Below are 23,785 nucleotides of genomic sequence, written 5' to 3'. Positions count from 1 at the left end.
CCATGCCCGCAGGAAAGCGTCCGCCTGGAACGTCGATTAACGGTGCTTTCCCATTTACTACTGTTTCGCCTGTCTGCTTTCCAGTAATAGATGAAATATGGTAAAATAGGAACGAGTATTCGTGGAAGAGGTGCAACTTATGGAACCCATCCGTTTTTTACATACAGCCGACCTGCATTTGGACAGCCCTTTTAAAGGCATGTCCGCAGCAGGGCCGGACGAGCTCGCTCGACTGCAGCAGTCTACATTCGCTGCGTTCGACCGATTCATAGCCTACGCAGTTAAAGAGCGACCGGATTTCATTGTCATTGTCGGTGACCTATACGACGGTGAAGACCGTAGCTTGCGTGCGCAAATTCGTTTCCAGCAAGGTATGCAACAACTTCAAAAAGTGAAGATCCCGGTCTACTTGTCATATGGAAATCACGACCATTTAGCAGGCAGATGGACTCGCGTGTCATTGCCGGAAAACGTTCACGTGTTTTCTGAACATGTAGAGCAAAAACAACTAACTATTCGTAATGAAACTATTTATTTACACGGCTTTAGCTACCCACAGCGTCATGTCAAAGAACCGATGATTCCGCACTATCCAAATGCAGCAGATGGAATACATATCGGCCTGTTACACGGAAGTGTGGCGGGTGACGCAGAGCATGCCGTCTATGCACCGTTTACTATCAATGAAATGCAAAGTAAGCACTACCATTACTGGGCGCTTGGTCATATTCATAAACGCCAAGTGTTGTCTCAAGAACCGCCCATCGTCTATCCAGGTAATATTCAAGGAAGGCACCGTAATGAACAAGGGCATAAAGGATTTTACGACGTCTCGTTGACACCTGCCAACACGTCTCTTACATTTGTGGAAACGTCGGATATTGTCTTCACGTCATTGACTGTTTCATGCGAAGGAATCGAATATGCGGATGACTGGATTTCAGCATGTCAGGAAGCCGTTGATCAATTGACAGCCGAAATTGGCAGTGTCGTCGTAGAACTAGTGATGGAACATACGGAAGGGCTAGCAAACGATTTAGCTAGATCTGAAGTGGAGTGGCTTGATATTTTGCGAGAACAATATGAAGACATGGAGCCATTCGTCTGGATTTCATCGATTGAATGGCCATTGATCAGAGGTACGGTAGTTTCAAATTCATTACTTGAGCCAGTGGAGAGCACGTTATCCGGCTGGGAAACAGATGACTGGAATGACTTGGTAAAAGAAGTGTATAGCCATAAAGCGGGTCGCTATTTAGAAGCGTTAACACCTACAGATTTTGAGCGATTGACACAGCAGGCAGCCGCATTGCTAGAGGATGAAATGTGGAAGGAGGGCTAAAATGAAAATCCGAAAAATACTTCTGTACGGATTCGGTCAGCATGAAAATTTGGAAATGGATTTGCGACCGGGCATGAACCTGTTATATGGACCGAATGAAGCGGGGAAAACGACTATTCAGCAAGCCATCCTTCATATTTTATTTGGATTTCCTCAAAAGAATCAACAAGAGCTACGCTATGAACCGAAAACAGGTGGGAAATACGGTGGCTGTCTCTATATAGATGATCAAGAGTATGGTAATTGGATGATCGAACGAGTGCGTGGAAAGTCTTCGGGGGACGTCTCTATCCGTTTTGATGATGGACGTATTGCAGAAGATGAGGAATTGAAGAGGTTGTTAAGAGGTTATGATCGGCAAGCATTTGAATCGATCTTCTCTTTCTCCTTATTCCAACTACAAGATCTTGAGAAAATGGATGAAAATGATTTGAGTCGGACATTACTTGCGTCTGGGACGACAGGTCTCGATACGTTATGGAAAGTGGAAAAGAAGATGGAGAAGGAAATGGGTGGCCTCTTCAAAAAATCGGGCAAAATACCACCCATGAATAAAAAACTGGCCGAAATACGTGAACTGGAACAAGCGATGTTGAAAGAACAACAAAAGCTTTCCACGTATGAACCGTTGACTATTCGCAAGCAAGAACTTGACGAACAAGTGGCGGCATTACGTTCAGAAGAGCAGCGCCTTTACAAGCAATCTGAAGAACAGCGAATCGCGATGCAAGTTGTTCCGTTGCAGCAACAGCGCAACCAATTACTTGAACAAATCTCCCATCTACCTGATGAATTTCCAGCAGCAGGTATTCGCCGTTACGAAGAACTTGCAAGTAAGCAATCAGAATTGAAGTTAAAGAAATCACGTTTAGAGAAAGAACAAGCGGAGTGGCAATCGGAATTGATCGACTTGCGCCCCAAAAGTGAACAACAAAAACTGGAACGCTGGGTAGCACAAGAAGCAGAATGGCATCGATTACGATCGGAGCGGCTTACTGCTGAACAGGAAATACAAGTACTTGAAAAGAAACGGCACCAGTTCATCAATCGTTTAGGATTAACGGATGAACAACTAGCATCTATAGGGACAATGGATGTTTCCATTCAACGTGAACGCCAACTCGAACCAGTTCTTGAGGAACAGAAAGAAATGGATCAGCAATTAAAAGCATTGCAGCGCTTATTGGCGGAGGCGGAAAGTGAACGTCAAGAAGCGGAGCGACAAAATGAACGGACTGAACGTTTGCGATTGACTGATTCTGAAAGAGAGAAACTGGCAACCTGGCCGGAATTGCAGCGTAAACTTGCAGAAGCTAAATTCATTGTATCTGCAGGGGGTCAGCAGGCTTCGAATGGAATGGTTCCGATCATTATTTTGCTCATTGGACTAGTGATCGGGGCATATAGTGTCATGCAGCAGCAGTGGTTGTTCGCGGGGCTTGGTCTAGTAGTCATGGCGGTCGGGTTTTGGTTATTTACACAAAAACCTGATTCTGTATCAGACCAGCAAACGTTCATTCGAGACCATGAAGAGCTGGCGATCGAACTGGAAAAGCTAGCTGCACGTCATGACATGCAACAACGTGATCAGCAACAAATATCAACAGAGATTGAAAGAATGGATCGTAAATTGCAGAAATACGCAGAGGAAATGGAACAACTTTATCAGTTAAAACAACAAGCGGTGAAGAAGTTGCAAGATCTGTTACGAGATGAGCCATTCGATCCAACATTCAATATCCAAGAAAGCTTTCGTTTGTTGCGCGAGTTTCAAGACGTGGAGATAGATCAGAGAACATGGCAACAACGTCTACAAACTACGACACAGCTAATACGGTCATTAATTCAAGAAGTGGAAGAAGTACTCGGGCCAGTGGCTGAAGAAGGTTTGTATGAGAGAATTCGTCAAGAACTACAGCGTCAGAACAGCCTACAAGAAAAGCATCTAAGTAAAGAACAAACGCTACGTGAAATTAAAGAGCAATTAGTTGAAACACAGGAATTGTTGGAGACGGTAACAGCAGAAATTCAACAATTGTTCGAGGTTATTGGGGTATCAGAAAAAGAACAATTTTACACAGCATATCAGCAAGATCAAGATGCACAATTATTAAAACGACAGCTAAAAGAAGTAGAAGCACAACTGTCCTTATATACCAAGGAACCGGTAGTTAAAGAGTGGACTTTACCTGAACTTGAGCGACAGCGCAGTGAAACGACAAACCGCCTGGAAATGATTCGCAAAGAAGTAGTGGAGCTTGTAGATGAGCAAGTGAAAGTTGGACATGAAATCTCGCAAATGGTTGCAAGCCGAACGTATAGCGAACTTCAGCAATTATTTGAAGTGCGAAAAGCTGAGCTAGAAGATATGACAGAACAATGGGTAATCCGAAAAGCCGTCCGTGAGGCAATTCGGCAAACGATGAGCGAGTGGAAAGAACATCAATTACCGGCCGTTCTTCTTCAGGCGAATGAATGGTTTAGCAAATTAACTGGGAATCGATATGCGACGCTTGGCTTAACTGTGGAAGGCTATTTCGAGGCAGTCACAACAGAAGGGCAATCTTTCATGATCAATGAGCTTAGTCAAGCGACAAAAGAGCAAGCCTACCTTTCGTTGCGCTTGGCGTTAGCGTATGAATTATCAGAGCGCGCACCGTTTCCAATTATTATGGATGACCCATTTGTTCACTTTGATAATGAGCGACTTTCGCGTATGATAGAAATACTTACGGAGTTACAACCATCTCATCAATTTCTGTACTTTACTTGCCATCAAGAAATGAAGTCGAAATGGCCAAGTGAACCTCATACAATTGAGATTGGACGAAAAGTTAAAGGGGAGATCCACTGATGAAAAAACTACTTGACTATCAAGTCGGCGAAACAATCGACATGTATTTATTGATTAAGCAGGCAACAAAAGGTGTCACACAGCAAGGGAGTCCGTTCATGACGTTGATTCTGCAAGATAAAAGTGGTGACCTTGAAGCGAAACTTTGGGATGCGGGTGAAGAACAAGCTCAGATGTATCAGGGAGCAACCATCGTAAAAGTAGGCGGAGAAATTCATGAGTACCGTGGAAAAAATCAACTTCGTTTGAAAGCAATTCGTCCTGCGAAAGAAGATGAAGGGGTAACAATTGCGGATTTAGTACCTTCTGCCGAAAAGAGCAAGGAAGTATTGTTAGACGAATTAATGCAGTATTTCTTTGAAATGCAGAATCCACAAATCCAGCGCGTGACACGTCATTTATTGAAGAAACATCAGCAAGATTTCGTATTATATCCAGCGGCTACGAGAAATCATCATGACTACGTTTCAGGCTTATTAGACCACGTTGTTTCGATGTTGAAACTCGGTAAGGCAATTGCGGAATTGTATCCAACATTGAACAAAGATTTACTGTATGCAGGAATTATTTTGCATGATATCGGTAAAGTTATCGAGTTGTCAGGCCCGGTCGGTACGCAGTATACGATCGAAGGGAATTTGCTAGGGCATATTACGATCATGGTCAATGAAATTTCCAAGGCTGCAGAAGAGTTGGAGATTGAGGGTGAGGAAGTGATGTTGCTTCAGCATATGGTGTTGTCTCACCATGGTAAAGAGGAGTGGGGCAGTCCGAAGCGTCCGATGTTGAAGGAGGCGGAGATTCTTCATTATATTGATAATATCGATGCGAAGATGAATATGCTGAACCGCGTCATGTCGAAAACTACGCCAGGCGAGTTCTCTGAGCGCGTATTCCCACTGGATAACCGTTCGTTCTATAAGCCAACTTTTGAGTGATGTAGGTAAATAACGAGTCAGGGTAGTAGAAGGCAACGTTGATCTACTTATTGGGTCGTTGCTCGAGGATGACTTGTGCATAGAAATAAGTAAAGGTTCTGCTTTTCGGACCCGCACAGGCACGTGGGGGATTGCCTACAGCCATGAGCCAGCTGGCGGTGGAGCTGCCAGTTGTCTCATGGCCACGGCCTACCCCGCAGTTGTGCCTGCGCTACTAAGTGGGAACCAAGTTAGGTTGTTGTTTATAGAAGATGAAAACCAGTGACTGGGTGGTACGATTCTTCTGTCTTAGCTAAGTCATTAGGAGATAGATTAGGTCGTTGCTCGAGATTGGCTTGTTCATTGAAAGTAGCGAGGGTCATGCTTTGGAGCCGCGCAGGCACGTGGGGGATTGCCTACAGCCATGAGCCAGCTGGCGGTGGAGCTGCCAGTTGTCTCATGGCCACGGCTTACCCCGCAGTTGTGCCTGCGCTACTAAGTACTTGCCAAGTCAGGTTGTGGTTTATAGTAGATGAAACCAGTGACCTGGTAGTATTCGTTCCTTATTCTTGCAAAAGAAGAATCAGAACTGCTCTACACACTATCTAACGTAGGCGGCTGCACGTGGTAGGCGTAGTAATGAGACAGCCAGGCGCACTTCCTGTCTGGCTCATTGCGGAAGCCATCCGCCACCGTCGAAGTGGGGCCAATGATCACCCCATTTACATTGCTAGTCAAACCACTACCTCTGCAAAAACACAAGAAGAGAAAAGGGTTTGTAAAACAACAAAAAAGGTCTGTCATCGGAATTTCCGAGACAGACCTTTTTCATGTACCAATTACTTTTCTTCTTCAACTTCTACTTCAGCGTCATCAGCTGGAGCGTCTTCTGCAGGTGCTTCTTCGACAGCCGGAGCGTCTTCAGCTGGTTTCTCATCCATCTTGAACAGATCAAGAGCGGATTTCAAATCTTCGTCCTTAATCTTCACGTCAGCATCTTTCACTAACTTCGAAACTTTAGCCAATAGTTCGTTCTCGTCAGCTTTTTCCATCAATAGTTCTTGGCGAATTTCATCTTTCTTTTCGTCAGTCACTTTTTCATCATCAGTTTTACGCTTTTCTTTTACTTCAATAACGTGGAAGCCGTTTTCTGATTGAACCGGCTCACTGATTTTGCCTGGCTCTAGGTCATATGCAGCGTTCCAGAATTCAGGAACCATGACACCGTATGCGAACCAATCAAGATCGCCGCCTTCGTCTTTAGAACCTGGATCAGTAGAGAATTCTTTTGCTACTTTTGCAAAGTCTTCTCCTTTATCCAACTTCTCTTTTACTTCTTTTGCTGTTGCTTCATCTTCAACTAAGATATGACGAGCATTGATCTCAGTTTGAGATTCTTCAAGGCGCTTCTCTAAATCTTCATCAGAAACTTCCACACCATCAGTCAATGCAGCTTCTTGTAGTTTATTTAAACGGATCATTTTCTTGAAGCTTTCAGGTGTCTGACCTTGTTGAGCCAAGAATGCATCGAAGTTTTCACCGAGTTGTTCTTTGTTTTTATCAAATTCTGCGTCTACTTGCTTATCGTCTACATCATATTTATCATCCAAAACTTTTTCCAAGATGATCATTTGTAGAGCTTGTTCACCGACAGATGCTTTCATTTCTTGATAGAATTCATCTTTCGTAACGTCTCCTGCTTTTGATGTCATGACTTTTTCATCGCCGCCACCAGAACATGCGGATAAAGCGGCAACCGAAGCTGCAAGTGTAAATGCTAACATTTTCTTTTTCATGTAATTAACTCCCCTAATCTAAGTATTGATTCTGTATATTCTTTAAGTAAACACTATAGCATAGAACGGATGGAAATCAAAAAGGTTCCCTTCGTCTGAAATGTAACCCATTCGATTGAATAGTACAAAATACGAGATACCAAATTAAATAACACACGAATCAACTCGATTTTAAGAATAGGTAAAGGTGGATGGCAATAAAACATTTTGAGGGAAATCTTGATTTATTCAACAGGGGGAATTATGGATACAACGAGTTCATTGCATAACAATCATTATTTGAATGAATTTCAATTCCTATATATCGTGAATTATAGAAGTGAAGGTGCTACTAATAGAAGGTTGTTATTTCATCTTTCCATTTAAAGACCGCTAATTCCTATGCGAATTAGCGGTCTATTCTTTGCGATAATTTGTGTTTTGTACCACTCAATTGAACGGATAGATCTGATATGCCCAACCGTTTTTTTCGACATTCGCATAGGATACAATGTGAAAGGGGGTGTCACCATGAGCGGTTACACTCAAGGCGGTTCTGGATCATCAGGCTTTGCTTTAATTGTTGTGTTATTCATTTTGTTGATCATTGTAGGTGCTGCATACTTGTGCTAAAAAAAAGCCCGCCCCCAGCAATGGGGGTGGGCAATACATAGTGTTATGCGCTAAAGAATACTTCTACATATAAGGATAAAATGAGGATTGTGATTAGAATGTTTACAGTCCGATATATCTTAGGCTGCTTTTCTTCTGGAATCTCTCTAGATTGGCAAAGAGCAAATGTCATTTTATTAATTTGATATAAGTAGAACAATGAAAATAGAATGGTAATCGCTATAACCATTTTAGACCTCCTCTTTCTGCTTCTGTACCATCATAGCAGAATTTGTGAGCAAAAGGAAAAACCTAAACCTTGTATGGAGAAGGTAGTTAAGACTCCACTCGAGATTTTGTTAGGTAATCATTCGAGTCGACATAGGTTTTCTCGATGTTTTGAAAACCGCGTTCGAAAATATCCATAAAGTCATCGCCATAAATATTACGTAAGACAGACATGACCTCGAGAAATTCTGGGAACTTCCCGTAAATATCGCGAATAGGAAGTGACCCTTGAAGAACACTGTAATCTTCATTATGATAATTTGCGTTCATCTCTACGAGCAACTTTTTGCCTTCTTCTGAAACCGTCACATATGTATTGCGACGATCGTCTTCCTTTTTGGAAAAGTATAGAAGTTGACGTTGTTCCAGTTTCTTGGAGAAGTTGAAGGCAGTTGAGACGTGCATAACTCCGAACTTGGCGATATCTGAAATGGTGGCGCCTTCAAGGTGGTAAGCGATCCATAAGATATGATGTTCGTTGATATTGAGGTCATACGGTTTAATCCATTGTTGCCAATCTTTCTCTACAGCTTTCCATAATGCTTTGGACATTTGGGCTACGCGCTGATTAAAGATCATGGCTTCTTTACGTGAAATGATTTGCTCTGCCATCGAGACACCTGCTTTCTGTCAGTCTTTTTTATTTATTATACCAAAAAAGCAACAAATAAAAAAGACGGAATAATAAAATAATTATACCTAGGTGTATATACCCATGTAATACAGCTGTTTAATAGCTTGTATCATGTGGGTATGCACACGCTGACCAGCAAGTACTGGATGGACGCCGAAAGAGAAATAGATTAACGAGTTCCGATGGATTTCTCTAGATCATCCAATGCATTTTGAATGGCAGAAATTTCTTTCTCTAATCGCTTCTTATTGTGCTCAGTCGAGCGCTTCCAGTCTGCTACGGAAACTTTCATTTCTTCGACAGTCTCTGGTACAAGCTCCTTTGCTTCTTTAGATAAATCCGTTACAGAATCTTTTAAATCTGCTACTTGACCTTTGACATCTTTCAACTTATCCTTCAGTTCCAATGATGCAGTTTTGACGCTGTCTCGTAGTTCGCTACCTGCTTTTGGAGTAGAATATAGAACCGTTACAGCAGAGGTTACAGCACCAGCTGCCAGACCAATAAAGAATGTGGACGCTTTCATGTAGACGACACTCCTTTTGTATAGTTATTATTTTATTAAAGCATGTTACTACGTATATGAGCAAGAAAATTAATGAAATATTATACAATCAAAAGCTTTTCGACCTAAAAGGTAGAAGCGAGTGCAGGTTTTTATCAAATGAAGTAGAAAGAAATACAATGTACTTCTTTTCTACTTACTCGGTGTGTTATTGTTGCAGGCGCTTTGAAATGCTTGACGCTAGTTCAGAGACAACGTCCATAGGGAACTGCTCCACTTTTGTATGGAATTCTACGTTTAGACCATCTGATTTATCATAACGAGGAATTAAGTGCATATGGAAATGATAAACCGACTGTCCTGCGAAGGAACCGTTGTTTTGCAAAAGGTTCATGCCGCATGGCTGAAATTCTTCTTTTAAAGCATTGGCAATTTTTGGTGCTACTTTAAATAGATTTCCTGCTTCTTCTTCAGTTAATTCATACAAATTCTCACGGTGAGTTTTCGGAATTAGAAGTACGTGGCCTTTTGTAACCGGCATAATATCCATAAAGGCGATGACATGTTCATCTTCGTATACTTTTTCTCCTGGAATCGTTCCTTCTACAATCTTGCAGAAAATACATGAAGTCATTTCTACACTTCCTTTCATGTTTGGATGTATTGTAGCATATTTTCAGATAGTTAACGAAGGCGGATAAAGCAATTTTACAATTTCTTTGCTAAAATAATAAAAGAAGATAGGGGGAAATACAATGGCAATCCTAGAACTAGAACATGTAACAGGTGGTTATACGCGCAAGCCGGTTTTACATGACCTTTCATTTCAGATAGAAGAAGGTGAATTGGTCGGGTTGATCGGCCTAAATGGCGCAGGTAAAAGTACAACAATTAAACATATTATAGGTGTTATGAACCCGCTCGAAGGAATAATTAAAATTGATGGTGCTACATTTAGTGACAAAGAACATTACCGCCAATCATTCAGTTATATTCCAGAGACGCCCGTGTTATACGAAGAACTTACATTACAAGAACATTTGGAACTGACTGCCATGGCATACGGTCTGGACAAGCAGCAATTTGAAATCCGTACCGAACAACTGTTAAAAGAGTTCCGTATGGAAAAGCGCTTGAAATGGTTTCCAGCGCACTTCTCCAAAGGTATGCGACAGAAAGTCATGATCATGTGTGCTTTCCTTGTAGAACCGAAATTATATATTATCGATGAGCCATTTGTTGGGTTGGATCCGTTGGCGATTCGTGCATTGCTTGATCAAATCATCGAGAGAAAAAATGCCGGCGCTTCTATTTTGATGTCGACACATGTGCTCGCTACGGCTGAAAAGTATTGTGATCGTATTATCCTGTTGCACGAAGGACGGGTGCGTGCGAATGGTACGATGGACGACTTGCGCAAGGCGTTCGGACGACCGGATGCCACACTGGATGATTTATATATTGCTATGACTGAGGAAACCGATCATGAACAACATGCATGAGATTTGGGGACAGCGGTTCTTCCATTATGTCAATGAATTACAGAAATATATGCGCTATGTATTCACAGGACATTTGGCCATCGTCTTCATGTTCGCAATTGGGGCAGGGGGCTATGCGTACAGTGAATGGTTGAAGGGAGTACCGGTTACATTCCCGTCTGCCTTTATCATATCCGTTGTCATTGCACTATTATTAATGAAGGCGGCGCCGACTACTTTGCTTAAGCCGGCAGACATTGTATTTTTCTTGCCATTGGAAAATCAATTGCCGAACTATATGAAACGTTCGAAAACTTGGTCGACATTTTCCCAACTACCATTGCCGCTAATCGCCATGGTCGTCGCGTTGCCTTTATTAAAGGCGACAGAAGTGGGAACTGGAACGGATTATATTTTAGTCATGTTACTGATCATCGCTTTTAAAGGACTGTTTGTAGCGACTGAATATAGCGTTCGGATCGCCAATCATGATTTCGTATGGCCCGATCGTGTTGTTCGACTAGTTCTAACATTTTTAACGATTCAATTCGCACTGACATGGAGCCCAGTGGCAATCTTCATTGGAATTTTGATCGCCATGCTCTATGCGAAGTATTGGGATAAAAAAGCTGCACACTATCCGTTCCCCTATGAGCAGTTTATTGAATTGGAACAAAATCGTATGATGCGTTTTTATCGATTCGCGAATTATTTTACGGAAGTACCACATTTGGTTGGATCGGTGAGTAAGCGTAGCTGGTTGAAATTTGCAATGAAACGTTCCACGTTTAAGCGTAGAGATGTGCAGAGTTATTTAGTGGTCCGGACATTCATTCGTACAGATGATACATTTTGGTTGTGGGTAAGATTGACGGCATTATCTGCATTGGGCGCGTTTTTAATACCATTGCCAATTGTGTCATTCATATTTGTAGGAGCGTTAGCCTTTGCGACTGCCGTTCAGTTGATTTTGGCACTCGAAGGCGGAGTCGAATTCACGATGGATCAGCTGTTTCCTGAAATGCAGGAAAAATCGCAAATCAAAGCGGTTCGTTCGTTAGTAAGAAAATTGATTTGGCTACAAGCGATTATTCTATTATTGGCGGCCTTGCCGTTATATGGCTTAAGTGTTACACCCGTCTTGATTGCGGTGGTTGCATTGATTGTCGGAGAAGCGACGATTCGATTAACGAAAGAACAAGTGAGAGAGATATGATGATAGGCGTAAAAGGAAATGGTGTTAGTAAGAAATAGTTTTCAAGTAATTATTCATTTTGTAACAGAATTATCTGAATATATGTACCTAGTCAATTTTCTTCTATTTATGCGAAAGTAATTCAAAAGTTCGAATAGTAAGATTAAAGGTTGCAATTCATATTCTACTGCATATATAATTACTAAAAGGTATCAGGGGTGAGAGAGATGAATAATAACAACTCATATGCTGAATTTTTGAAAGCGGTAGGTAACAACAGTACTTCTCTCCAAGCGGAAAAGCTGCTGAATGAAATCTATTGGGATCTGTTTCTACAACACATTCATTGGGAACAAACGCAAGCGCGAATCATGACCTTGATTGATGAAGCGCTAGATCAAAATGACAAAGACGCATTCGACCTGTATACACAACAATTACTCGATATTTCACAAGAACAAGGATATGAACTTAAAACAAAATAATGTATTCATAGGCACTGCTAGGGCGAAATCCTGGCAGTGTTTTTTATTGTAGAGAATGTCATAGCTGTAAGTTTCTTTCACAAAGTACAAGGGTACAATAAAGTACATAGAGAGTTAGCTTAAAACGTACGTTCGTTATTTCTTTAGAAAAAACACGAGGTGTGGTAAAATAGAAGGACAGGTGTTTAAGAAGAGGAGTGGAACCATTTGAACGAAACATTTCAATTGCAGGCACCATATACGCCGCAAGGAGATCAGCCAAAAGCGATCGCTAGCCTTGTTAATGGCATAAAAGAAGGTAAGAAACATCAAACATTGCTCGGTGCAACAGGAACAGGTAAAACATTTACGGTTTCCAATGTACTGACAGAAATTAATAAACCTACACTGGTCATTGCCCACAATAAAACGTTGGCTGGCCAATTATATAGCGAGTTCAAAGAGTTTTTCCCAGATAATGCAGTAGAATACTTTGTCAGCTTCTATGACTTTTATCAACCGGAAGCATATGTTCCGCAGACAGATACATTCATTGAGAAGGATTCATCAATCAATGATGAAATCGATAAACTTCGTCACTCAGCGACTAGTGCTTTATTCGAACGAAATGACGTACTTATTGTTGCATCCGTATCGTGTATTTACGGTCTCGGTTCCCCGGAAGAATATAATGACATGGTCTTTTCATTACGTAAAGGGATGGAAATACCGCGTAATCAATTGTTGCGCACACTAGTGGACATCCAGTACGAACGCAATGATATCAATTTCACACGTGGTACATTCCGTGTCAGAGGGGATGTAGTCGAGGTCTTCCCGGTAGCACGCGATGAGCGTTGTATACGTCTTGAATTCTTTGGTGATGAAATCGAAAGGATCCGTGAAGTGGATGCCTTAACAGGTGAAGTCATTGGCGATCGTGATCATGTCGCTATTTTCCCAGGATCTCACTTCGTCACGCGCGAAGAGAAGTTATTAAAAGCGATTGAAAATATTGAAATCGAGTTGGAAGAACAGCTTAAATATTTACGTGATAACGATAAGTTATTGGAAGCGCAGCGCCTAGAGCAACGGACGCGCTATGATTTGGAAATGATGCGCGAGATGGGCTTCTGTTCGGGTATTGAAAACTATTCTAGACATTTAACATTGCGTGAAGCAGGCGCAACCCCTTATACACTTCTGGATTATTTCCCTGACGACTTCTTGATCGTCGTAGATGAAAGCCACGTCTCCTTGCCGCAAATTCGCGGTATGTACAACGGAGACCAAGCGCGTAAAAAAGTTTTGGTGGAACACGGTTTCCGTTTACCATCTGCTTTGGATAACCGCCCATTAATGTTTGAGGAATTTGAAAAACATGTTAAACAAGCGATGTATATTTCTGCAACCCCAGGACCATATGAAATAGAGCATACAGATAAAATGATTGAACAGATTATTCGTCCAACAGGATTACTTGATCCTATCATTGAAGTCCGACCGATTGAAGGACAGATTGATGATTTACTGGATGAAATCAACCTTCGAATCGAGCGAAATGAACGAGTATTGATTACGACACTGACCAAAAAAATGTCAGAAGACTTGACGGATTACCTAAAGGACATCGGGATTAAAGTTCAATATCTACATTCTGACGTCAAGACGCTCGAACGGACAGAAATTATTCGTGAACTGCGTGTCGGAACGTACGATGTACTCATCGGCATCAACTTATTACGTGAAGGTATCGATATTCCGGAAGTTTCATTGGTCACGATTTTGGATGCAGACAAAGAAGGATTCTTGCGTTCTGAACGTGCATTGATTCAGACGATCGGTCGAGCTGCGCGTAACTCTGAAGGACGCGTTATTATGTACGCGGATAAAATGACAGATTCAATGAAGAAAGCCATTGATGAAACAGAGCGTCGTCGTGAAATTCAAAAGGCATATAATATAGAACACGGAGTCACACCGACAACTATCGTCAAACCAATCCGCGAATTGATCCGTGCGACTCAAGTAGCTGAAGAAACGGAATCTTATTTGCAGAAGGTAACGAACGGCAAGAGACTTTCGAAAGACGAGAAAGGCTTACTGCTAATCAAATTGGAAAAAGAAATGAAAGAGGCAGCGAAAGCTTTGGACTTCGAAAGAGCTGCAGAGCTACGCGACACGGTAATAGAACTGAAAGCAGAAAGGTAGAGTCCGCATGAAAAATAAAGAACTTATAATACAAGGAGCGCGAGCGAATAACCTAAAAGATATAACGGTGAAGATTCCGCGTGATAAATTGGTCGTGCTCACGGGCCTATCAGGTTCAGGAAAGTCTTCACTGGCTTTCGATACAATCTACGCGGAAGGACAGCGCCGCTATGTAGAATCATTATCCGCATATGCTCGTCAGTTCCTTGGACAAATGGACAAGCCGGATGTGGATTCTATTGAAGGATTGTCACCGGCAATTTCCATAGACCAAAAGACAACGAGCAAAAATCCGCGTTCGACTGTAGGAACCGTTACGGAAATCTATGACTACTTGCGGTTGTTATACGCAAGGGTTGGGAAACCGCATTGTCCATATCATGGCATTGAAATCTCTACGCAGACGATTCAGCAGATGGTGGATCGCGTAATCGAGTTGCCTGAGCGTACTAGAATTCAAATTTTGGCGCCTATTATTTCAGAACGTAAAGGAACGCACGCTAAACTATTCGAAGATATAAAGAAACAAGGTTATGTACGTGTCCGCGTTAACGGCGAAACGATTGATCTTGATGATAATATAGACTTGGATAAAAATAAAAAACATACGATTGAAATCGTCATTGACCGAATTGTCATGAAAGAAGGCGTCGAAACACGACTTAGTGATTCATTGGAATCTGCATTACGCCTAGCTGACGGCAATGTTCTTGTCGATGTAATCGGTGAAGAAGAATTGTTCTTTAGTGAACATCACGCATGTCCTATTTGCGGGTTTTCTATCGGTGAACTAGAACCGCGTATGTTTTCATTCAACAGTCCGTTCGGTGCATGTCCTGAATGTGATGGGCTTGGCATGAAGCTTGAAGTCGACCCTGATTTAGTTATTCCTAATAGTGAGTTGACGTTAAAAGAACACGCCATTGCACCATGGGAGCCAACGAGTTCTCAGTATTATCCAGAGCTGCTCAAGACGATTGCCAAGCATTATAAAATTCCAATGGATGTACCTGTTGGTGAGCTAGCCGACTCGGATATTGAAAAGCTTATGTTGGGATCCAAAAAGGAAAAAATACGTTTCCGCTATACGAATGAATTCGGAAATACACGCGACAGCGACATCTATTTTGAAGGTGTATTGCGCAACGTAGAACGTCGTTATCATGAGACATCATCAGACTATATACGTGAGCAAATGGGCAAGTATATGACGGAAAAATCCTGTCCGACTTGTACGGGATACCGCTTAAAACCGGAATCACTTTCGGTGTTAGTGGATGGTCAGCATATTGGGAAGATCACGGAACGTTCAATTGTTGAAACGACGAAGTTCTTTGACCAATTAACACTTTCCGAAAAAGATACACAGATTGCCGACATGATTCTGAAAGAAATCCAGGAGCGTCTAGGCTTCTTAGTGAACGTCGGACTCGATTATCTGAATTTATCTCGTTCAGCGGGTACATTATCTGGTGGAGAAGCACAGCGAATTCGTTTGGCTACACAAATCGGATCCCGGTTAACAGGCGTTCTTTATATACTTGACGAACCTTCCATCGGCCTACATCAGCGAGATAATGATCGATTAATCGGCACGTTGCAAAGTATGCGCGATATTGGGAATACGCTAATCGTTGTAGAACATGACGAAGATACGATGATGGCTGCAGACTATTTAATTGATATTGGTCCTGGCGCTGGAGTCGCAGGCGGAGAAGTAATCGCTGCGGGTACACCTGCGAAAGTGATGAAAAACAAGAAGTCGTTGACGGGTCAATATTTAAGTGGAAAGAAATTTATTCCGCTTCCGATTGAACGTAGATCACGTGATGAACGCAGTATTATCGTTAAAGGGGCTGCAGAAAATAACTTGAAGCATATTGATGCAGAGTTCCCGCTCGGTCAATTTATCGCGGTCACTGGCGTCTCAGGTTCAGGTAAGAGTACATTGGTCAATGATATTTTGCATAAGACGTTGGCTCAAAAATTAAATCGATCCAAACAGAAGCCTGGAAAGTTCGATAGTATCAGTGGTGTGGAACATTTAGAGAAGATCATTGATATTGATCAATCACCAATTGGACGTACACCACGTTCAAATCCGGCTACTTATACAGGAGTCTTTGACGATATTCGTGATGTGTTTGCGATGACGAATGAAGCCAAAGTACGCGGCTATAAAAAAGGTCGCTTTAGTTTCAACGTCAAAGGTGGACGATGTGAAGCGTGTCGTGGAGACGGAATCATCAAGATCGAAATGCATTTCCTTCCTGATGTGTATGTACCGTGCGAAGTGTGTCACGGCAAACGTTATAACCGCGAAACACTTGAAGTGAATTATAAAGGTAAGAATATTGCAGACGTACTAGCGATGACAGTGGAATATGCGGTAGTATTTTTCGAAAACATTCCGAAAATCAATCGTAAATTACAAACGATTGTTGATGTGGGGCTAGGCTATGTACAATTAGGCCAACCGGCAACGACATTATCAGGTGGGGAAGCCCAACGTGTAAAACTCGCTTCCGAACTCCATAAACGTTCCATGGGCAAATCATTCTATATTCTAGATGAGCCGACAACGGGCTTGCATGTACATGACATAGCCAAACTACTTGAAGTTCTTCAACGTCTAGTTGACGGAGGGAATACGGTTCTCGTCATTGAGCATAATCTGGATGTCATTAAGACGGTTGATTATATAATCGATATCGGTCCGGAAGGCGGAGACAAAGGTGGAGAAATTGTTGCGACGGGAACACCGGAAGAAATAGCTGATGTGAAAGAGTCTTACACAGGGAAATATTTGAAGACGATCTTAGATAGAGATCGAAATCGAATGAAGGAACAAATTAAACAAGTAGTAAAAAAATAGAAAATGAAACTTTTACTCCGCAGAACCGTATAAATAGATAGGTACTGAAAAGATTGTTCAAAACGAGGAGGAATCCAGAAATGCAAAATGAACGCATACGAATACTTACGTTGCTAGAAGATGGTAAAATCACGGCTGATGAAGCATTGAGATTACTGGAAGCCATGGGTAAAGAAACTGAACAAGGAACAGCAGAAGAAAGTTCATCAGCTGATGCTTTCTTCGAAGATATCCGCAAAGAATTCGTCACAGCAGGTGACCGCTTCATGCAATTTATGGATACGGCTGTACACCGTGTGAAAGAATTCGATTTCGAAGCACCATTCAGCAAGTCGGTTTCCTTCACACATACAGAAAGTAAATCTGCAGAAGACATCGAAGAAATCATCATCCATATCGATCATGGTAATGTGGAAATTCATCCTTCAGACAATGATGAGATCATGGCGAAGTTTTCCGTGAAGCATTTCAATAATGATTCAGAAGCAGGCGCCCTAAGCCAGTTCCTTGAAAAATTATTGTTTGTAAAAGACGGCGACAAACTACGTATCGGTAGCGATTTGAAGATGTTGCAAGTGAATGTCCATTTATACGTACCGGCTACAACACCGTATCGTAAACTTTCTGTACGTTTGTTGAATGGCGGATGTTCTGCTGAAGGTGTGGACTTCAAAGATCTACGAATTAAAACAGCGAATGGGAAAATCGAGTGCGCTGATACTACATTCCATGAAGCCGAGCTCGAAACGGCAAACGGTATGATTCGTATGTTGAAAGTAACTGGTGAAAAACTAGAAGCTGAAACATTGAACGGCCGTGTTTATGTAGATGGCGCTATCACAGATATAGATGCGAAATCTCTAAATGGCAATGTGACGTTGACGACTTCTTCTACTGAAGCCAAGAGAATGGAAGCGAAGTCGATTAGCGGTACAGTGGAAATTTACTTCCCATCTACTTTAGGTGTTAAAGGAGAGATTACTTCCAACATGGGTAAGCTCGACTTGCAGTTAAAGGATGTATCGCGTGTAGAGGAGCAAGAGCAGTTCTTGCATCGCACTATTCGTTTCAGCAAGAGTGGGGTAGACGAGACGAAAGAGCCGCTACATGTTACGGGCGAGTCTAAGACAGGCACTGTTATGGTTCGCTATAACTCTGTTGATATGGGTTGATAGAATAAGTAAACACCTGCATGGCCATTTTTATGGCGGTGCAGGTGTTTTTTTGTTTATTTAGTAGGTGGGGGGTGGAGGTTACTTCAAAGGGGGGAGGGCGAGAAAGAGAAGGGGGCTCAATGAATCCGTTTATGCGCTCTATGCATCCGCGCGAGCGCTCTATCCATGAAGTGATCTGCTCTATTGCGTCTTGTATTCGCTCATAGCGACACGTGATCCGCTCTATTAAGCCATGCGACCGCTCTAAGCTCGCGGTGTGACACTGAGTATTGACGCAAACTATGCGCCACGCCATCTATCTTTGATCCTCGAGTGGGAGACGCTTGCTGTCGCTCAATGAATCTCGATAATCGCTCTATGCATCCACGCGAGCGCTCTATCCATGAAGTGATCTGCTCTATTGCGTCTTGTATTCGCTCATAGTGACACGTGATCCGCTCTATTAAAGCACGTGACCGCTCTAAGCTCGCGGTGTGACACTGAGTATTCACGCAAACTATGCGCCGCGCCATCTATCTTTGATCCTCGAGTGGGAGACGCTTGCTGTCGCTCAATGAATCTCGTTAAGCGCTCTATGCTGTGTTTTATCCGCTCATAGACATGGGGTGAGTGCTCTAAGCGGCGTTTTACCCGCTCTTAGAAATGGGTTGAGTGCTCTATGCTGTGTTTTATCCGCTCATAGAAATGGGTTGAGTGCTCTAAGCCGGGTTTTATCCGCTCATAGAAATGAGTTGAGTGCTCTAAGCCACGCCGTATCCGCTCATAGCCTATCGCCCGCTACTTCCCTCCAGCCCCCCCACCCCAGCAACATTCACCGCCCATACTCCCAACACAAAACCCCAAAAGCAATTGCCCGTGCGCATTGGTGTTGATAGGCTTTGCTTTGCAATAACGCGGCTTCTGTCTGGTTCGACATGAAGCCGCACTCTACTAGAATTGCAGGCATATTGGTGTCGCGTAAGACTGCGAAGTTGGCTTTTTTTACGCCACGGTCGGGACGTTGGCAAGCGGAGATTAAGGATTTCTGCACGACTGAAGCGAGCGTTGCGGAACTTTTGCTGGCTTGTGGATAAATATATGTTTCAATTCCTTGTGCCGTGTGCCAGCCATTGCCGAATGCGTTTGCGTGGATTGAGATAAATGCATCTGCTTTCATTTGATTCGCTGAAGTCGTTCGTTCGTTTAACGGCACGTCGCGTGAAGAGTCATGCGTATACTTCACTGTCAGACCTTCCTTCGTTAAAAGTCCACCAACAAGTGCAGCTACTGCCGAATTAAAATGATACTCACGCAGCTTTCCGTCAGGTGTGCGTTTACCGGGTGTATCCGGTCCATGACCTGCGTCGAGAATAATTAGTGTCAATTCCATCCACTCTCCTTTATCCTCTATATAGAGAAGACTTTTGAAAAGGATACAAAAAGGATGTATAGAACAAGGAGTAATCCATTTCTTTTCGTTTCCTTCATGGTAAAATGGGTTGAATGATAGCTACATAAGTAAAAAAACGATGATTTAGCAATGACGTAAAGAGTTTATTCATTGTAGCAGAGAGTGAGGGATTTCATGGGTGAATTAACAGTAGAAGATATTATGAATCGTTTCGGATTGGAATTGATTGCTGGACACGAGGGCATTCATAAGCAAATTCTAATGAGTGATATTTCACGGCCAGGACTTGAGATGGCTGGTTATTTTGATTATTATCCTGCAGAACGTGTGCAGTTGATTGGACGTAAGGAGATGTCCTTCCTTGAAACTTTACCAGCTATCACGCGCAGAAAGCGTTTGGAGCGACTTTGTTCGAGCGATACGCCAGCGTTCATTATTGCTCATGGTGAAAAAGGTCCGAAAGAGTTGAGCCAGTTGGCAGGGGAGAAAAATATTCCTGTTTTGCGGACGGATTATAAGACGACTCAGTTTTCGGGTATGCTGACGAATTACTTGGTCGGACAACTCGCTCCGATGACGACAGTTCATGGCGTGCTTGTCGATGTGTATGGTGTCGGAGTATTAATCACGGGTGGCAGCGGAGTAGGGAAAAGTGAAACGGCGTTAGAGCTCATTAAAAAAGGGCATAGACTAGTAGCGGATGATTCGGTCGAGATTCGTCAAGTATCCGATAACATCTTGATCGGAACGTCACCGAAGTTGTTGAAGCATATGCTGGAAATTCGCGGTGTCGGTATTATTGATTTGATGACGTTGTTCGGTGCGAGTTCGGTGAAAGATGATAAGCGTGTATTATTAGCGGTCGATTTAGAGATTTGGGATGATAAGAAGCATTATGATCGTCTTGGGATTGATGAAGAGAAAGTAGAAATTCTCGATTCGCAAATTACAAAATTGTCCGTTCCGGTAAGACCTGGGCGGAATATCGCCGTCATCATTGAAGTAGCAGCGATGGATTATCGAATGAAACGTCTTGGAATTAATGCTGCAGAAGAGTTTACTAAGCGTTTGGATCAAGCGATCGCAGACAATGCGGAACTATTAGAAGAAGAGGGGCGCGACTAAGTGAATGTATCCATGCTAGCGATTAACCCAGTCGCGATCAGTATTGGCAGCTTAGAAGTTCGCTGGTACGGTATTTTGATCGCGCTCGGAATTATTTTAGGGTTTATGATTGTGCAAAGAGAAATGCTGAAGCGGGGAATGCACCCTGACTTACTAACGGATATGCTCATTTGGGCAATTCCTATTTCTATCATCAGTGCACGAATTTACTATGTTATTTTCACATGGGATTATTATCAGGATCATCCAGAGCAAATCATTCAAATTTGGAATGGTGGAATTGCGATCCATGGTGCGTTAATCGGTGCAGTCATTACAGCTGTGATTTTCTGTAGGAAGCGCGGCGTGTCGTTTTGGAAAGTTGCAGATATTACGGCACCTGGTTTATTGATTGGACAAATTATCGGACGCTGGGGGAACTTCATGAATCAGGAAGCTCATGGCGGACCGGTTTCAGAAGCGTTTAAAGAAAGTACGATCATTCCTGATTGGATTATGAATCAAATGACGATTGATGGGATCACGTATCACCCAACATTCTTGTATGAGTCGTTATGGAATGTAGTTGGACTCATTTTGATTTTAGTGATCCGAAGAATGCTGAAGATGAAACGTGGAGAAGTGTTTTTGTTTTACGTCATCTGGTATTCAATCGGTCGATTCTTCATTGAAGGAATGCGAACGGATAGTCTGTATGTGATCGGCAGTCTACGTGCAGCGCAGTTAGTATCTGTAGCAGGAGTTGTCATAGGGATCGCAATCTTGCTGTATCGCAGGTATGTAATGAAAGTAAAAGAGAACTATAATGACAAACAAAAATAATATTGCGTTATCCAGTACGTTGAAAGACGGTTTGCAAGTTGGACTGAAAACGACATGGTCACTCGGTAAGATTATTTTCCCTATTACATTACTCGTGACCATCTTGCAGTTCACACCTATTTTACCTTGGCTTGTTCAATTAGTTGAACCTATTATGCATCTTTTCGGTTTACGCGGTGAAGCAGCCGTGCCGCTCGTGCTTGGGAACGCATTAAACTTATACGCTGGAATTGCCGGTATCATTTCATTGGAATTAACTGTTAAAGAAGTATTTATCATCGCTGTCATGATTAGTTTTGCGCATAATCTGTTCATTGAAACAGCTGTCGCCATAAAAGTAGGCGTTAAGCTATGGATGGTGCTCGTCGTACGGCTTGGATTGGCTGTGCTGGCGGGTGTACTCATTAATCTGTTTTGGACAGGTGGCAATGAAATCGCACAATACGGTCTGACACCGCAAGCGGAAGTCGTGCCAGAAGGATTTTTACAAATATTCTTGCTGGGACTTGAAAAGGCAGCATTTGGTGTGTTGCAACTGGCGTTGATCGTTATTCCGCTCATGTTGTTTGTGCAATATGTGAAAGACCGTAATTATTTGGAGCGTTTTTCGAATGGCTTGGCACCGTTTACGAAATTGATCGGTGTGAAGCCGAATGCGTCGATGACACTCGTTGCGGGATTATTGATTGGATTGGCATATGGTGCTGGGGTCATGATTCAGGCAGTGCAGGAAGACGGCGTATCAAAACGGGATATTACATTAGCGTTTATATTCTTGATGGCATGCCATGCGGTGATTGAGGATACACTATTATTCCTACCACTGGGTATACCAATTTGGCCATTATTGATCATTCGGCTTGTAACTGCCATTGTACTGACTATTTCAGTGAGTATTCTATGGAAGCAGCCGAAAGAGAAGGGGGAAGCTGTTATTGACTAATCAACCGATTACTACATTATTATTTGATTTTGATGGAACGCTTGCTGATACAAATGAATTAATACTCTCTTCTTTTGAACATGTCCTTGAGAAGCATTTCCCTGGACGTTTCGGACGGGAAGAGATGTTACCGTTTATCGGACCTACGTTACATGATACGTTTTCCTCGATTGCGCCGGATATGACCGATCAATTGATCCATGAGTATCGTGAATGGAATTTAGCACATCATGATGACTATGTAACGGAATTCGAAGGCGTGACAGACACGCTTCGCAAATTATATGACCTAGGCTTGAAGATGGCGGTCGTTTCGACGAAGAAGCGTGACATGGTAGAAAGAGGGGTCAATCTTCTTGGGATCACGCCTTATTTTGAAACGGTGATTGGACTGGATGATGTGACAAAGCCTAAACCGGATCCTGAACCATTATTACTTGCATTAGAACGTCTAGGGCGGACACCTGCTGAATCACTGATGATTGGCGATAACTTCCATGACATACTCGGTGGCCGAAATGCAGGAGTACGAACGGCGGCTGTTGCATGGGCGTTAAAAGGGGAAGAGTATTTGCAGACTTTCAAACCTGACTACATGTTGCAGCATATGTCCGATTTACTGAAAGTCACTGCGGGAATCAAATTATGAGACGCACCGAGCGGCATCCTTCTAAAGGAGATGCAAATTCACTTTGGCATATTTATCGGACGGTCTCGATTTTTAAAGTAGCTAAGAATTTCATCGTCATCCAGATTGCGCGGTACACTCCGTTTGTTTCATGGAAAAATGTTCTCTATCGATTGTTCTTGCGGATGAAAGTCGGGAAGCATACGGCTTTCGCGCTGATGGTCGTGCCGGATGTCATGTTTCCGGAACGAATTTCTGTTGGTGAAAATTCCATCATTGGGTTTAATACGACGATTTTAGCGCATGAATATTTGATTGATGAATACCGAATTGGTGACGTGGAAATAGGTAATAATGTGCTGATTGGCGCCAATACGACGATTTTGCCAGGCATCAAAATAGGCGATGGTGCAATTGTTTCTGCTGCCTCACTCGTGAATAAGGATATTCCTGCTGGTACATTTGCTGGTGGAAATCCAGTGCGCATTATATATACTGCCGAACAAATGGCGGAACGTGCAGCGCGTGAAAGCAAATGAATGACGGGCT

The 23,785-nt window shown here is 42.6% G+C and carries 23 protein-coding genes; 17 read left to right on the top strand and 6 right to left on the bottom strand.

What is annotated here, in order from left to right; genetic code table 11:
- Nucleotides 1–139: 139 nt before the first annotated feature.
- From SporoP32a_RS05475 to SporoP32a_RS16705, 5 genes are all read left to right on the top strand, one after another.
- A complete protein-coding gene (locus tag SporoP32a_RS05475) occupies nt 140–1,342 on the top strand; it encodes a metallophosphoesterase family protein (protein WP_085426990.1) in 1,203 nt (400 codons plus the stop codon).
- Between the two features lies 1 nt (nt 1,343).
- Entirely contained in the window at nt 1,344–4,196 is a 2,853-nt protein-coding gene (locus tag SporoP32a_RS05470; RefSeq protein WP_198166225.1) for an ATP-binding protein, read from the top strand.
- Nucleotides 4,196–5,134, top strand: coding sequence for a 3'-5' exoribonuclease YhaM (yhaM, locus tag SporoP32a_RS05465; protein WP_085426988.1), 939 nt, complete (start codon nt 4,196–4,198; stop codon nt 5,132–5,134). The genes SporoP32a_RS05470 and yhaM overlap by 1 nt, the downstream gene beginning before the upstream one ends.
- Before the next feature lie 73 nt (nt 5,135–5,207).
- The gene (locus tag SporoP32a_RS05460; RefSeq protein WP_157129927.1) at nt 5,208–5,399 is read left to right on the top strand and encodes a hypothetical protein; all 192 of its coding nucleotides are present in this window, start codon (nt 5,208–5,210) and stop codon (nt 5,397–5,399) included.
- Nucleotides 5,396–5,722, top strand: coding sequence for a hypothetical protein (locus tag SporoP32a_RS16705; protein WP_157129926.1), 327 nt, complete (start codon nt 5,396–5,398; stop codon nt 5,720–5,722). Before SporoP32a_RS05460 ends, SporoP32a_RS16705 begins: the two co-directional genes overlap by 4 nt.
- Nucleotides 5,723–5,952: 230 nt before the next feature.
- On the opposite strand, the gene SporoP32a_RS05455 is transcribed toward SporoP32a_RS16705, so the two are convergent.
- Nucleotides 5,953–6,909: a peptidylprolyl isomerase gene (locus SporoP32a_RS05455; RefSeq protein WP_085426986.1), complete on the bottom strand. Its 957-nt coding sequence runs from the start codon at nt 6,907–6,909 to the stop codon at nt 5,953–5,955.
- 510 nt (nt 6,910–7,419) lie between these two features.
- Here SporoP32a_RS05455 and SporoP32a_RS16700 point away from each other — a divergent pair.
- Nucleotides 7,420–7,521, top strand: coding sequence for a YjcZ family sporulation protein (locus tag SporoP32a_RS16700; protein ID WP_099625567.1), 102 nt, complete (start codon nt 7,420–7,422; stop codon nt 7,519–7,521).
- Between the two features lie 43 nt (nt 7,522–7,564).
- Here SporoP32a_RS16700 and SporoP32a_RS05445 read toward each other — a convergent pair whose 3' ends face one another.
- From SporoP32a_RS05445 to SporoP32a_RS05430, 4 genes are all read right to left on the bottom strand, one after another.
- Complete coding sequence (locus tag SporoP32a_RS05445) at nt 7,565–7,750, bottom strand: hypothetical protein (RefSeq protein WP_029054118.1); 186 nt, start codon at nt 7,748–7,750, stop codon at nt 7,565–7,567.
- A gap of 86 nt (nt 7,751–7,836) precedes the next feature.
- On the bottom strand, nt 7,837–8,400 hold the full coding sequence (locus SporoP32a_RS05440; RefSeq protein WP_085426984.1) for an HTH-type transcriptional regulator Hpr: 564 nt from the start codon (nt 8,398–8,400) through the stop codon (nt 7,837–7,839).
- Nucleotides 8,401–8,591: 191 nt separating this feature from the next.
- Entirely contained in the window at nt 8,592–8,948 is a 357-nt protein-coding gene (locus SporoP32a_RS05435; RefSeq protein ID WP_085426983.1) for a YtxH domain-containing protein, read from the bottom strand.
- Nucleotides 8,949–9,135: 187 nt separating this feature from the next.
- The gene (locus SporoP32a_RS05430; protein WP_085426982.1) at nt 9,136–9,561 is read right to left on the bottom strand and encodes an HIT family protein; all 426 of its coding nucleotides are present in this window, start codon (nt 9,559–9,561) and stop codon (nt 9,136–9,138) included.
- Between the two features lie 121 nt (nt 9,562–9,682).
- Here SporoP32a_RS05430 and SporoP32a_RS05425 point away from each other — a divergent pair, with 121 nt between their 5' ends.
- The 6 genes from SporoP32a_RS05425 (at nt 9,683) to SporoP32a_RS05400 (ending at nt 18,325) form a co-directional block, all read left to right on the top strand.
- Nucleotides 9,683–10,429 (top strand): ABC transporter ATP-binding protein, encoded by a 747-nt coding sequence (locus SporoP32a_RS05425; RefSeq protein ID WP_085426981.1) that lies wholly within the window; start codon nt 9,683–9,685, stop codon nt 10,427–10,429.
- On the top strand, nt 10,413–11,624 hold the full coding sequence (locus SporoP32a_RS05420) for an ABC transporter permease (protein ID WP_085426980.1): 1,212 nt from the start codon (nt 10,413–10,415) through the stop codon (nt 11,622–11,624). Before SporoP32a_RS05425 ends, SporoP32a_RS05420 begins: the two co-directional genes overlap by 17 nt.
- Before the next feature lie 206 nt (nt 11,625–11,830).
- Entirely contained in the window at nt 11,831–12,088 is a 258-nt protein-coding gene (locus SporoP32a_RS05415; protein WP_085426979.1) for an IDEAL domain-containing protein, read from the top strand.
- A gap of 207 nt (nt 12,089–12,295) precedes the next feature.
- Nucleotides 12,296–14,278: an excinuclease ABC subunit UvrB gene (uvrB, locus tag SporoP32a_RS05410; RefSeq protein WP_085426978.1), complete on the top strand. Its 1,983-nt coding sequence runs from the start codon at nt 12,296–12,298 to the stop codon at nt 14,276–14,278.
- A 7-nt stretch (nt 14,279–14,285) separates the two neighbouring features.
- A complete protein-coding gene (gene uvrA, locus SporoP32a_RS05405; RefSeq protein WP_085426977.1) occupies nt 14,286–17,153 on the top strand; it encodes an excinuclease ABC subunit UvrA in 2,868 nt (955 codons plus the stop codon).
- Between the two features lie 80 nt (nt 17,154–17,233).
- Nucleotides 17,234–18,325, top strand: coding sequence for a DUF4097 family beta strand repeat-containing protein (locus tag SporoP32a_RS05400; RefSeq protein WP_085426976.1), 1,092 nt, complete (start codon nt 17,234–17,236; stop codon nt 18,323–18,325).
- An 814-nt stretch (nt 18,326–19,139) separates the two neighbouring features.
- On the opposite strand, the gene SporoP32a_RS05395 is transcribed toward SporoP32a_RS05400, so the two are convergent.
- A complete protein-coding gene (locus SporoP32a_RS05395; protein WP_085426975.1) occupies nt 19,140–19,697 on the bottom strand; it encodes an N-acetylmuramoyl-L-alanine amidase family protein in 558 nt (185 codons plus the stop codon).
- Between the two features lie 195 nt (nt 19,698–19,892).
- Here SporoP32a_RS05395 and hprK point away from each other — a divergent pair, with 195 nt between their 5' ends.
- Genes hprK through SporoP32a_RS05370 form a run of 5 tightly spaced genes read left to right on the top strand, consistent with a single transcriptional unit; the run spans nt 19,893 to nt 23,775 of the window.
- Complete coding sequence (gene hprK, locus SporoP32a_RS05390; RefSeq protein WP_085426974.1) at nt 19,893–20,843, top strand: HPr(Ser) kinase/phosphatase; 951 nt, start codon at nt 19,893–19,895, stop codon at nt 20,841–20,843.
- A complete protein-coding gene (gene lgt, locus SporoP32a_RS05385) occupies nt 20,844–21,665 on the top strand; it encodes a prolipoprotein diacylglyceryl transferase (protein ID WP_232319596.1) in 822 nt (273 codons plus the stop codon).
- A complete protein-coding gene (locus SporoP32a_RS05380; protein WP_085426973.1) occupies nt 21,649–22,608 on the top strand; it encodes a nucleoside recognition domain-containing protein in 960 nt (319 codons plus the stop codon). Before lgt ends, SporoP32a_RS05380 begins: the two co-directional genes overlap by 17 nt.
- Nucleotides 22,601–23,257 carry a pyrophosphatase PpaX gene (gene ppaX, locus SporoP32a_RS05375; RefSeq protein WP_085426972.1) on the top strand — a complete coding sequence of 219 codons (657 nt, stop codon included), beginning with the start codon at nt 22,601–22,603 and terminating at the stop codon, nt 23,255–23,257. Before SporoP32a_RS05380 ends, ppaX begins: the two co-directional genes overlap by 8 nt.
- Nucleotides 23,254–23,775 carry an acyltransferase gene (locus tag SporoP32a_RS05370; RefSeq protein WP_085426971.1) on the top strand — a complete coding sequence of 174 codons (522 nt, stop codon included), beginning with the start codon at nt 23,254–23,256 and terminating at the stop codon, nt 23,773–23,775. Before ppaX ends, SporoP32a_RS05370 begins: the two co-directional genes overlap by 4 nt.
- Nucleotides 23,776–23,785 lie beyond the last annotated feature (10 nt).

Origin of the sequence: Sporosarcina ureae, assembly GCF_002109325.1 — a bacterium.
Classification (GTDB): domain Bacteria; phylum Bacillota; class Bacilli; order Bacillales_A; family Planococcaceae; genus Sporosarcina; species Sporosarcina ureae_C.
This window is presented reverse-complemented; position numbering and strand designations above follow the sequence as displayed.